This window comes from Petrachloros mirabilis (genome assembly GCF_975968855.1).
Map to the genome: position 1 here is coordinate 1 of NZ_CDLUDY010000243.1, position 12,272 is coordinate 12,272.

12 protein-coding genes are annotated in these 12,272 nt (G+C 55.0%); 2 read left to right on the forward strand and 10 right to left on the reverse strand.

Annotated features, from left to right (window positions below; translation table 11 throughout):
• From ACWVCN_RS10060 to asnS, 5 genes are all read right to left on the reverse strand, one after another.
• Positions 1–347, reverse strand: a 347-nt coding sequence (locus tag ACWVCN_RS10060; protein WP_455245512.1) for a Mur ligase domain-containing protein, incomplete at its 3' end; no start/stop codon positions are given.
• An 8-nt stretch (positions 348–355) separates the two neighbouring features.
• Entirely contained in the window at positions 356–2,065 is a 1,710-nt protein-coding gene (locus ACWVCN_RS10065; protein ID WP_455245514.1) for a peptidoglycan D,D-transpeptidase FtsI family protein, read from the reverse strand.
• A 2-nt stretch (positions 2,066–2,067) separates the two neighbouring features.
• A complete protein-coding gene (locus ACWVCN_RS10070) occupies positions 2,068–2,409 on the reverse strand; it encodes a hypothetical protein (RefSeq protein ID WP_455245516.1) in 342 nt (113 codons plus the stop codon).
• Complete coding sequence (gene rsmH / locus ACWVCN_RS10075; protein WP_455245517.1) at positions 2,406–3,320, reverse strand: 16S rRNA (cytosine(1402)-N(4))-methyltransferase RsmH; 915 nt, start codon at positions 3,318–3,320, stop codon at positions 2,406–2,408. Before rsmH ends, ACWVCN_RS10070 begins: the two co-directional genes overlap by 4 nt.
• Before the next feature lie 226 nt (positions 3,321–3,546).
• Positions 3,547–4,839, reverse strand: coding sequence for an asparagine--tRNA ligase (asnS, locus tag ACWVCN_RS10080; RefSeq protein WP_455245519.1), 1,293 nt, complete (start codon positions 4,837–4,839; stop codon positions 3,547–3,549).
• Between the two features lie 134 nt (positions 4,840–4,973).
• Here asnS and ACWVCN_RS10085 point away from each other — a divergent pair, with 134 nt between their 5' ends.
• Positions 4,974–5,933, forward strand: coding sequence for a hypothetical protein (locus ACWVCN_RS10085; RefSeq protein ID WP_455245520.1), 960 nt, complete (start codon positions 4,974–4,976; stop codon positions 5,931–5,933).
• A gap of 24 nt (positions 5,934–5,957) precedes the next feature.
• Here ACWVCN_RS10085 and ACWVCN_RS10090 read toward each other — a convergent pair whose 3' ends face one another.
• The 5 genes from ACWVCN_RS10090 to ACWVCN_RS10110 all read right to left on the reverse strand — a co-directional run bounded on the left by ACWVCN_RS10090 (position 5,958) and on the right by ACWVCN_RS10110 (position 11,266).
• Positions 5,958–6,986 (reverse strand): WD40/YVTN/BNR-like repeat-containing protein, encoded by a 1,029-nt coding sequence (locus ACWVCN_RS10090; RefSeq protein ID WP_455245521.1) that lies wholly within the window; start codon positions 6,984–6,986, stop codon positions 5,958–5,960.
• A gap of 163 nt (positions 6,987–7,149) precedes the next feature.
• Complete coding sequence (locus ACWVCN_RS10095) at positions 7,150–7,647, reverse strand: YajQ family cyclic di-GMP-binding protein (protein ID WP_455245522.1); 498 nt, start codon at positions 7,645–7,647, stop codon at positions 7,150–7,152.
• Between the two features lie 60 nt (positions 7,648–7,707).
• Positions 7,708–9,717, reverse strand: a complete 2,010-nt coding sequence (locus ACWVCN_RS10100; RefSeq protein ID WP_455245523.1) for a carbon starvation CstA family protein — start codon at positions 9,715–9,717, stop codon at positions 7,708–7,710.
• Positions 9,718–10,091: 374 nt separating this feature from the next.
• Positions 10,092–10,688 carry a Tll0287-like domain-containing protein gene (locus ACWVCN_RS10105; RefSeq protein WP_455245524.1) on the reverse strand — a complete coding sequence of 199 codons (597 nt, stop codon included), beginning with the start codon at positions 10,686–10,688 and terminating at the stop codon, positions 10,092–10,094.
• Positions 10,689–11,134: 446 nt separating this feature from the next.
• Entirely contained in the window at positions 11,135–11,266 is a 132-nt protein-coding gene (locus ACWVCN_RS10110; protein ID WP_455245525.1) for a hypothetical protein, read from the reverse strand.
• Positions 11,267–11,616: 350 nt separating this feature from the next.
• On the opposite strand from ACWVCN_RS10110, the gene ACWVCN_RS10115 reads away from it, so the two are divergent.
• Entirely contained in the window at positions 11,617–11,892 is a 276-nt protein-coding gene (locus tag ACWVCN_RS10115) for a hypothetical protein (RefSeq protein WP_455245526.1), read from the forward strand.
• The last annotated feature ends 380 nt before the right edge of the window (positions 11,893–12,272 follow it).

Consider the following 12,272-nt stretch of genomic DNA (forward strand, 5'->3'; position numbering starts at 1 on the left):
ACACCGACCATGGCGAGATGCGACGAGGGATCGCCGTAGAAACGACCGCCGATCAGCCCCAATGCCTTCCGCGAATCAGCCACCAGAACCAGAGGAATGGAGCCAGTCTCCACAGACTCCTGGGCCATCACTGCGACAGCTCCGGCTTTTATCGCCTGCGGCACAAACTGATGGCCGTCTGCGTGCTCCCCTTTGACGGCGATAAAAAGACTGCCCGGCGTTACCGCACGAGAATCATCCGCGATCGCCGTTACCATGCGATCCATGGAGCCGCGCTGCTCAACTATATCGACCTTTCCGTTGAGGGCCGGAATCAGTTGCGCGACCGTAGGAGCCCGCTCTTTCATGCCTGCACTTACTCTCGTCCAACCATGGCAATCTTCACTTGATCATCCCGCGAAACTCCTAAATAGGTCAGCACCTGTTCCCCGACGCGTTGAAAGACGGGAGCAGAGACAACGCCCCCCCACCCTTCCCCTTGCGGTTCGTCGATGACGACGATCATCGCCAGTCGCGGCGCATCGGCAGGCACGAAACCCACGAATGAACCGATAAGCTGCTTCTTTGAATAGGTTCCGGTCTGTGGATCGACTTTCTGCGCCGTTCCTGTCTTGCCGGCTACTCGAAACCCAGGGATCGCAGCCTTAGTTCCTGTTCCATTAGTGACGACACCTTCCAAAATCGTCGTGAGCGTCGTCGCCGTTCCGGGAGAAATCAGTCGGCGCTTGACTTGTGGTAACGTCTCTTTCACTACCTGCCCCCTATGATCGCGGATCTCGGCGACAACGTAGGGCTTCATCAAGACCCCGTTGTTCGCCACCGCCGCAACCGCCGACACCATCTGCAAGGGAGTAACCCCGATTTCCTGACCCATCGAGATCGATGCCAAGCTCCGACGCCCCCATTCCTTCGGTGATTTCAGCAATCCGCTCACCTCGCCCGGAAGATCAATGTCCGTCTTCTGACCGAAGCCGAACAATTGGAGGTATCGGTAGAGCCGCTGTTCACCGAGCAACATTCCGGTTTTCGCAGCGCCGATGTTGCTCGATTTGTGCAGCATCTGTGAGAAAGTCATCCATCCAAGCTTTTCATGATCATGAATGGTCGTATTCGCGACCGTCATCCGCCCGTTCTCGCCGAAGATCATCGACCCTGGTCTCATCACCTTTTCTTCGAGCGCACCAGCCGCAACGATCACCTTCATTGTCGAACCGGGTTCATAGGTATCGGTTAAGGCGCGATTGCGCCAGCGGTCAGGAGTTAGGTTCGACACATTATTTGGGTTGAATCTTGGGCTGACGGCCATGGCGAGAATCGCCCCTGTCTGTGGTTCCATAACAATGATAGTACCGCCTATAGCGCGGGCTTGATTGACCGCTTCCTCCAATTCTTTCTCGGCAATGAACTGAATGACTTCGTCGATCGTGAGCGTCAGTGTCCCCCCAGGCGTTGGAGTTTGCTGCGACAAACCCTTTGGAAACACGGTGCGTCCCAATGCATCGCGCTGGAGAATCGTCACGCGTTTCTCACCACACAAATTCGAATCGTACCGACGCTCAAGCCCTTCCAGCCCCTGACCATCCATGCCGACGAAGCCTAAGAGATGGGCCAGCAGGGGCCCTTTCGGATAGAAACGCCGCCCCTCCATTACCGTCCCAATGCCGTCTATCGACAACTGCTCGAGCTTCCTGCCTTGTTCCGGTTCAACCTTTCTAGCCAGCCACACGAAATGTTTGTCCTGACGCAGCTTCCTTTCGATCTCCCCGCGCCGCACACGAAGAATCGGGGAAAGGGAGCGGGCGACGGAGGACGGATTGTCTAAAGACGTGGGCACGCCGAACACCGAAGGCACTTCCATATTCATCGCCAGCACTTTTCCATGCCGGTCCGTCACGGATCCACGCGCACCTTCCAGTGTGACGCTTTTTTGATGCTGACGATCAGCCCGGGCGGTTAGCTCCGCTGCTTGCAAGACTTGCAGGTTTACGAGGCGGAACAAAATAATACCGAACCCGCATAGCATGAGGAGCAACACGACGTACCGACGGAATCGGGAGGGGCCCATGGCTATTTCCCAGTCCTTCCGCTAGACGTAGTTCTGGCAATTCGTACAGGCTCGGAAGAAATCACAGGAGAGACCTGCATCGGCTGTTCAGTTTGCAGATGAACCATGAGAACTTGCCCCTGCTGCGGAGGAGTCAATCCCAACTTGTCTGTCGCCACCCTGGCAATTCGTTCAGGTGCAGTCAGCGCTGAAAATTTTACTTGAAGCTGATCACGCTCCCGCTCGAGCAACAACTTTTGAGCCTTCAGCCGTTCGATCTGGTACCCAACGCGAACAACATCGACACGTTCCCAAACGAATAAGAACACCAGACAGAGCCCAGCCAAGAAAGCGATGGCTTTCATGCATGTCCCTCCTGTTCGATTCTTTGAATCACCCTCAGCTTCGCGCTACGCGATCGGGGGTTGCGATCGATCTCTTCCTGCGATGGCAATTGTGGGCGTTTCGTCACAATCCTCAACTCACCGTTACTCTGCACCGCAAGCGACCGGAAGGTATGTTTCACGATACGATCTTCGAGCGAGTGAAACGAAATGGCGCAGAGCCTTGCGCCGGGAGCCAATACGTCAGCGGCATCTTCTAGAGCCGGTTGGAGTCGCTCCAATTCCTCGTTGACGGCAATGCGAAGCGCCTGAAAGGTGCGCGTTGCACAATGAAGTCGGCTGCGTCGGTAATGTGCGGGAACCGCGGATTCGATCACAGACACAAGCTGACTCGTGGTGGCAAGCGGATGATCAGCACGCGCACGAACGATGGCACGCGCAATACGCCGCGAATACCGTTCTTCTCCGAATTGATAAATCATGTCGGCCAAGTCCGATTCCTTCACTTCATTTACAATATCAGCCGCCGTCTGACCGGTGGATTGATCCATGCGCATATCCAACGGACCTTCGCTCTGAAAACTAAATCCACGCGCAGGATCTTCAAGCTGGGGAGAGGAAACCCCCAAATCGAACAAGACACCATGCACCTGTTCAATGCCTCGCTCGATGAGATGTCGTTTTAGTTCCACAAAATGCCCATGAGTGAGGTCGGCTCGATTGCCGAACCGGAACAACTTTGCTTTCCCTGCATCAACAGCCCGTTGATCGCGGTCGATCCCAATGACAATTCCGCCGGGAGTGCTCGCTTCAAGAATCTTCTCCGCGTGCCCACAATATCCCACCGTGCAATCGAGAAAGATTTGCCCCGGTTTTGGATTGAGCCAATACGATACTTCCGAAAGCAGAACAGGCGCATGCCCAATACTCACCACAGGATTCCAGGCCCCATCTCTGCCCACTTTCTCCCACTCGATGGCGCAGTATACTCTTCGTCCTAAGCTTGTCAATAGGAAATTCATGGGGTTATGGCGTTTATCGAGGACTTCTAAAAAGCCGTATTTCGATCGGAGACTGCGCCGGATATAGCCTCAGATCACCGGATCGAAATCCTGGGGATTAGGCACCACTGGAGACGCAATTTCGTGCGGAACAGCGTCAGGGGTAGAGTTTGTAAAGCATGCGAGGAAATGGAATCGTCTCGCGAACGTGTTCGAGTCCGCAAATCCACGCGACAGCCCGCTCAATACCCATCCCGAATCCCGCGTGGGGCACTGAACCGTATTGCCGCAGGTCAAGATACCACTTGAAAGCTTCCTCGGCGAGATGATGTTCCTCTAAGCGCGTGCGCAACAACTCCAAATCGTGAATTCGCTGCCCACCACCGATGATTTCACCATACCCCTCGGGCGCGAGCACATCCATGCACAGCGCTAGATCGGAACGTTCAGGATCCGGCTGCATGTAAAAAGCCTTGAGTACAGCAGGATAACGATGCACGATGACGGGGCGATCGAATTGGCTCGAGAGAATCGTTTCTTCGTCACCGCCGAAATCGTCACCGAGCCTCGTCGGATTGCCCTTCTCCTGAAGAATGCCGATCGCTTCTTCATAGGTCACACGAGGGAACGGAGGGAGCACGCGTTCGAGTTTTGAAACGTCGCGCTCAAGCACGGCCAGTTCCCTGCGCCTCGTTTCGAGGACGCGCTGGACGATCATTCCTAGGAACTGCTCCGCCAACTCCATCATGTCGGCCAACTGTGCAAAGGCCACCTCGGGCTCGACCATCCAAAATTCCATCAGATGCCGGCGCGTTTTCGATTTCTCCGCACGAAACGTCGGCCCGAAACAGTAGACCTTGCCGAATGCAGCGGCTGTGGCTTCGCTATAGAGTTGCCCGCTCTGCGTCAAATAGGCCATTTCATCGAAGTATTGAGTTTGAAAGAGCGTCGTCGTTCCCTCGCAGGCGTTGGGCGTGAAAATCGGTGAATCGACAAGAACAAACCCTCGATCATCAAAAAAATTCCGGCTGGCGCGGATGATCTCGTGGCGGATACGAAGAATCGCGTGTTGCCTGTGGGAGCGCAGCCAGAGGTGCCGATGCTCCATCAGAAATCCGACGCCATGGTCCTTGGGTTGAATCGGAAAGGGCGCGGCGATCTGCACCACCTCGATATGACTCACGTCCAACTCGTAACCGCCAGGCGCACGATTGTCCTCCCTCAATCTTCCATTCACGATCATCGAAGACTCTTGCGTGAGAACGGCCGAAATCGCGAATTGTTCATCCCCTACGGCCTTCTTGCTGACGACGGCCTGCATATCGCCCGTTCCATCCCGAATGGTTAGAAAATGCAACCTCCCGCTGTCACGCCGGCTTCGCAGCCAACCGCGGAGAGTCACATCCTCTCCCACATGCTGAGCGGCATCCTCGATCGTGATCACTGGCATCGCACCATCCCCCCTCTACGGCTCGAAGAGGGCCGCAGCCTAGCCGATTGTTCAGGTCCATTCAAGAAGCGTCCAAGCATGCAACGTTCTATCGTTTCATTGACAAGGGTCTAATCAGAGACGACAATAAAATTATGCCGTCAACCGCAACACGCATTTTCACTGTGGCGATTCTGACCTCTGCGGCTGCCCTCATGGGCCCTGCAGGAGATTCTTTATTTGCCGCGTCACCTCTGTACTATTGTCAGGACCGAAAGGGCGACCAACAATATTCAGCCACGAGGGAGCCCGGCTGCGTTCCACTCGTCGAGGAGAGAGAGCCCGACGGAAACCGAAACGCCGGTGGGAAACCTCCCCGGGACTATAAGGTTGAAAATCTCCAACAGGAGGTCTCAGCTTTCCTCACCAAATACCGCCGCTTTCTCGCCTGCTGCAAAATGGACTTGAACGAATTGCGGCAGGTGGAAGACCTTGGAGAGGAAGTCGGGGAACTACTCTCCTTTGCACAAGCCAATCTGTCGAACCATTCTTTTGTGTCGAGAGGGATAATGCTGCGAGAGATGATCTCGCCGGTGGCCAGGGCCAGAGCTGATTTAAGGACACTCCGCACACGGTTGGAAGAGATCAGTGAACGATCCAACAGGCGGAGTACTCTAGACTTCGAAGAAGCGGGGCGTGAGGCCAACGCAATTCGTGAAATGGAAGAGTCCCTCGAGCGAGACATCCATGTGCCGAACCTAGCGGGGAGCGCCAAAACCGGCACGGAGATCGGGGTCGCTCCAGCCGCCGGCCCCAGTATTGGACGAAGCCCTAAATCCGGTACAGGGATCGGATTAGAAGGATTGACCGGCCAAGATATCGGAACATCCCCTCGAAGCAGCACTGAAATTGGAGCAAGCGGCTCAACAGGCTTTGAGATCGGAGTGACCGGTCGGGCAGGGGCGGCAATCGGTGATTCCTCGCTGAACCAAGATACGTCTTCAAGCGTCAGTTCCACGTTGCAACGATCGACCGTCGGATCGAGCATATCCGATTCAAGCGTCGGCTCAAACCTCGGCTCATCGAATGCGGGCTCCACCTTGCAATCTCGCTAACTCTACAGCTCCCGCCGATGCAACTTAACGCGCAACCGCTGTATTACTAAGAGCCGGAACCACTTCCCATGTTTCGCCAGCATTTTTACTGCGATACAAACCGCTACCGTTCGTGCCTGCATAAAAGATTTTCGGATCCGTCGCACTTTGTGCGATCGAGCGCACGTTGGTCGTGGTGAAGCCGTTATTGATCGTCTTCCACGTAACCCCACCGTCCTCGCTCCGATGCACACCGTCTCGACCTGTAATGTAGATCACGCCTTTCCTCGACCGATCAAGGACCATGGCAATGATCATCTGATCCGCCAGAGACTCGCCGATGCGCTGCCAGGACTTCGCCCCGTCGGTCGTCTTGTACACACCAGTCAGCGTCGCCGCGTACACTGTCTCAGGTTCGAAGGGATCGACATGGATCGCCGTCACGTTCAGCGCACGAGAGGTCTTCAGCATATCCTCCGGCACCAGACCGTTGTTCACCTTCTCCCAATGCCCGGCCTGATCGATTGATTTATAGACCCCACCGCTCGTGCCCGCGTATAAGATCGCAGAGCGCGTCGGATCCATACCGAGTGATACCACCATCAGCACTTCCTTCATCCCGTCCATCCGCTTCGTCCAGTTTTCTCCGCCATTCTTCGTCTCAAATACACCCATCGTGGTCGCGAGAAAGATATGATTGCTATCTGCCGGATCGAAGACGAATTGGTTGACTACCGAAGAAATCGTCGCATCGTCCAAACCCGTGCGCATCGAAACCCACCGCTGCCCGCCATCATGGCTCTTGTATACTGCATCGCCTTTCGTACCGGCATAGACGGTCGCCGGATAAACCGGATCGACCGCCATTGCGATCACCCGCGAATGGCTCATCCCTTTTGAGAGGTTCGTCCACGTCTCCCCCCGATCACGAGATTTATAAATGTAGTCGTTCGTCGCGATGTAGATGATGTCAGGATTCTTCGGATGCAGCTGGATGAGGACGATCGGATCGCTGCGATCGCAGCCGACGAGAGAAGCGAGGATCACGAGGAGGAGCGCGGTGAAATTTCCCATGAAATGATGTCCATGAAATTACTTAGGATAATCAAACGGCTCATCCAACAAGGCCGCCAACAAGGCCGCAGCGAGGATCGGAAACCAAGAAGTGCTCCGTTCTGCATGTCGAGGCAGACGATCGAATGAGAACGCAGTTTAGGATCCGTTTCAGCATCCTGCACTAGCGGTAATTCGTAAACTGGAGATCGACCCCGAAATCTTTACCTTTCAACAACGCGATCACCGACTGCAACTCATCCTTGCTCTTGCTCAGCACCCGCACCTGCTCACCCTGAATCTGCGCCTGTACCTTCAGCTTCGAATCCTTGATTGCCTTCGTAATCTCCTTCCCTTTATCAGACGCTAGCCCGCTCTGAATCTTCGCCGTTTGCCTCACCGTTCCGCTCAGCGCCGGCTCCACTGCTCCGTAGTCAAAAGCCTTGAGTGAGACCCCTCGCTTCACGCACTTAGCCTTGATGATCTCCTGTACTGCCTTGAGCTTATAGTCGTCATCAGAGATAACGACTAACTCCTTTTCTTTTTCCTTGAGCGTGATCTCCGTCTTCGAATCTTTAAAATCGAACCGCTGCTTGATCTCCTTTGTCGCCTGATCAAGTGCGTTCTTCAACTCCTGCATATGTACTTCCGACACGACATCGAAGGAAAACTGATCAGCCACAATCTCCTCCTCTTTATTCCACCTTCCCTAGATGCAGGCGGCATGGCAACCAGGCTGCCATCAGCAACATCCCGTTCCATGTGGCAACTTGAACACCCGCTTCTCATCACGATCGCAAATCGCCGTCTGCATCTTCCGAGCGGATCCACCACCGGCCAGTACTACCACCTCACTGCTCGTAAATGGCTTCTTCAACACCACGTAGCCATACCACTGCCTCATGCTGTCGCTCAAGACGATCACGCCCAAAATCGCCACCGCCGCCACCAATACCGCATCAAGATAGAGCGCAAAAGCCTGCCCGGAGGCCAAGGTTGCCGCCTTCTTAAGGAACATCCAGAACATCTCATAAGAACCCGTCAGCGTGATCGCGCCCACAAAGACCATCGGCAGCGCCGTCACCCAGAGGTACGGCGATTTCCACATCTTGATCAGGACGGTCGTCCCGATGCATAGCGCCAATGTCCCCAACAACTGGTTCGCCGCGCCAAACATCGGCCAGATCGTCGAAATGCTTCCCGTGCCAATCAAGTAGCTCCAGGCCCCCACCACCAATCCACTGCTCAACAACACGCCGGGCATCCAATTAATCAGGCGGAAAGGCTCATAGATTCGCCCCGCCATTTCCTGAATCAGGTAGCGCGCAACACGGGTCCCCGTATCGATCGTCGTCAGAATGAACAATGCTTCGAACACCAGTGCGAATTGATACCAGTAGGCCATCAGCCCGGCCATACCCGGCAGCGCCGCGAAGATCGAGGCCATCCCGACTGCCAGCGATACAGCCCCGCCAGGCCGGCCCGCCACGTCCACCTCGACCAGTTGCGACAACTCCCCGACTCGTTCTGGCGCAAAACCCATCGCCGTCAGTACATCGGCTGAAAGGGTCGTGTTAATGGCCAGATAATCGCCGGGGATCAGCACCGAGGCCGCGATCAACGCCATCAAGCCGACAAAACTTTCCAAGAGCATCGCCGCATAACCCACCATCGCCTGGGACTCTTGCTCGATCATCTTCGGCGTCGTGCCGGAGGACACCAGCGAATGGAACCCGGACACGGCCCCGCAGGCGATCGTGATGAACAAGAAAGGAAACAGCGTGCCGGGGATAATTGGTCCACCGCCATTTGCAAATGTTGTCACCCGCGGCATCTCAATCGTCGGCGCCATGAGGATCACGCCGAAACCGAGCAAGAACACCACACCCAGTTTCATGAAAGTGGAGAGATACCCGCGCGGAACCAAGAGCATCCACCCGGGTAAAACCGAAGCCAGAAATCCATAGGCAGCGAGCAGCCACACCAGCGCCGGTTTGTCGAACTCGAAGAGCCAGGCGAACGATGACTGCGCGACGACACGCCCGAACAGCACCGCCGCGATCAGGAGCAATATGCCAAGGATCGATACCTCCGCCACCGCACCAGGACGAAACTTCTGTAGATAGAAGCCCATGATGAAACCGATGGGAATCGTCATCGCGATCGTGAAGGTCCCCCAGGCATTATGATACAGTGCATTCACCACCGCGAAGCCCAGCCCCGCCAACGCCACCACTACAATAAAGAGCACTGCCACTGCTGTTGCCGTGCCAGTGAGCGAGCCCAGTTCATCTCTCGCAATCTCCGGGAGTGAACGCCCGTTCCGCCGCATCGACGCCACCAGGATGATGAAATCCTGTACTGCGCCCGCCAACACCGCGCCGATAACCAGCCAGAGAAAACCGGGGAGAAACCCGAACTGCGCGGCTAACACTGGCCCCAATAATGGTCCTGCACCCGCGATGGCCGCGAAGTGATGACCGAAGAGCACGACTCTATTGGTGGGATGGAAATTCACTCCGTCGTTCAACCGCACTGCAGGGGTGACACGCTGGTTATTGAGCTCGGTAACCCGTTGCGCCAGCCAGCGACCGTAAAATCGATAGGCCAGCACATAGATACATCCCGCCGCCACCACCAACCACAGCCCATTTACTTTCTCAGTGGGATTCACAAGGCCAGTGACGAAGGCGAGAGCGACAGCACCAAGGATGGCAAGCAGGACCCAGAGCAGATTCACAGCCACTTTCATGCGTGTATCCTAGCATAAAGGCAAAGGAAGAGAACGGACCAGCAGCTTTCTATTTGCTAAATCCACTTCAGTCAGAAATGAAAAGCTGAACTAGTGGTGCCTTCTGAAAAGACCGAACCGCTTACCATGGCTAACGTGAAGAATTGGGATAGTATTATTGGGGCTCGGATGAGTGAATACGATGACGAAACCACATTATTCCTAACCTTTAGGGAGCCGCTTATCCGGACGCCAGCTCCTTTCAGTAGGTCTGGGGCAGCACAGATGTTCGCTGGGCCGTTCGACCGCTGGTCTTAACGAACAGCATTTCTACGGTCTGCCTGTCCCGCCTCGTATGGTGCTGACAAAAGCCTTTCATATTCCGTTGCCCATTCTTAACGGGGCAGCGGAATTGTGACCAGCACTCCTCCCATCACGTCTCCGGCCTTGAAGTCCCTCTTGGGACTTCTCGGATGGACGTTGTGGCAATCTGCGCATTTCTGAGTCACGGCCTTATCCGGATAGAGGGCTTGAAAAACGCGCCTCTTGCCATCGGTCGTGTACCCTGAGTAAGGACTCCCGGGATTCGCAAGCAGCTGCACCAGCCCGGCCTCTTCGAACTTCGTCGCTGGAAGATTTTTTTTGTTGATAGCCCAACTGCTGATCAGCCGGAATTGAATTCCACTTCCATGTTTGGCCACGAGCCGCCCGGATTCGAGCAAGAACTGCGCGGGCAAAGGAAGATCTCCGGAGTCCCTCCAGTTTTCAGAGGCAAAGACGAGGCCCCGCATCTGCATCCGCTCCACAATCTCAGTCTCGTAAAACGTTCGATCAGCCTGGACCACGCTATGCACATAATCGGCAACAAGTTCGGGGGAGATACCCATGGGCTGATCCGTCTCCTTGCTTGCGGCGTGAAGTACCCATTGACCGAGCATGCACGTGAAGATGGTTCCAACAGCGAGTCCCAACCAAAAGCCTCTTCTGTTCATGTTGCGTCCTCCATTTCCTTTTTCGCTTGTGGCTTGATTCGCTCTGTGGCTTAGTTGCCGCACTCTCACACTAACGATTCTGAACCGCAAAGGTTCGGTCGGTTCTTATACTAGCGAGGATACGCATATCTCTACAGAAAAGCGAGCTTGAACCAATGAATTGTGGGATCAATGAACCGCTGACAAGGAACTTTCCGAAATCCATTTCGACTTGGTACGCCCATCCTTGAAGGGCTGACTCGATTCGCCGGCAACTACAAATGGTCCTGCCAAGCCAACTTGTCGTCTCTCGATTCCGTCCTCGGCAGGCCATCTTCTCCATCGACATCTTTATCCATAAGCCCTAAAGAACACGGGCAATCTCCCCGTCGACAGCTCGCCCGTGTCTGACAATTGATTTGCTGAGTGTTCGTTACGCCGCTGGCCCAGTAGGGCAACTCGAGATGTTACAGCCTCGTACCGGCCAGCTGCTTGGAGATGGACACAGTGTTGAACTCGACGGACAACGTCCAGAATCCCTTCACAAGCACTGCCACCGCTCCGATCGCAACCGATCCGGAATCAATAACCGAACTCAAATCCGTATTCTCCCCTTCAAGAGGGGGATGCAAATCTCGTCGCATGGCGCATTTTGCCGTCGGTTTTTACTCGTTTTCTTCGCCGTGCGCTTCTCTGAGCCTCAACTCTCCCGACGGAAGCTGAATCACATAGAACTTTCAATTGGTTCAACTGCCCCACCTTTGTGGTTAGGGGGCTGGCCCTGGCATTGCACAAAGTAAGGACATGCGTGACACGTTAAACCGCCTGTTGCACGACGTAAGAATGAGAACCGGCATCTCACCGCTCATGACAATCGTGCTTGTCATTCTTGTTCCTTTCCCGCTCCTCGCCCTTATGCTTCTCGTGGATCGCTGGACGAAGTTGGGCGATGGTGTCATTTCTTCCAATCTACCTGATCACTCGACAAAATGACCCCGCAGCTGCTGACGTGTGGATTGGCGCCTGCGTTTCTCGTCGTCGTCGCGGCACGAAGATCTCCCTTCGTGGCGGAGCTTTTCGAGCGACCACTCCCCTACGGACGCAGGATGAAATCTACGGCAACATGCCGGCATTTTCCGGCCCCACTGAGGCTGAATTGGCATTGAAACGGACTTCTAGAGAACCGACTTTTCTGGAACCGGACCGAAGATTTGAAGATTATTAAGGTTTGAATCATGGTTGAAGGTCGTGCCAGTTGGCCTCGACGTTGCATTTATTCAAAACAGTTTCCACATCACGGAGGCTGTCTATGTCGATGCTGCTGTGGTTCATGTTGCTGAGTCTGCTCCCGTTCCCCATGCTGACATTGCTTTCTTTAGGCAGGGAAGGCGAGCCAGACGAATCCAGAGGCATGTGAAAGGCACTACACGAAGTACCATCGAGGTAGGTCGAGGATGTTAGGCTAGCCACGGCTCAAGACCTCTCTCGCAGGGTTGCCTCAATCTCGTTTGATACCTGGTATCAGGCGCAGCCTGACTCCACCCCATCCTCAATATCCAAACGATCCTCCTCGGCATCTCCTTCCCTTCGCCATATCGTGACCGG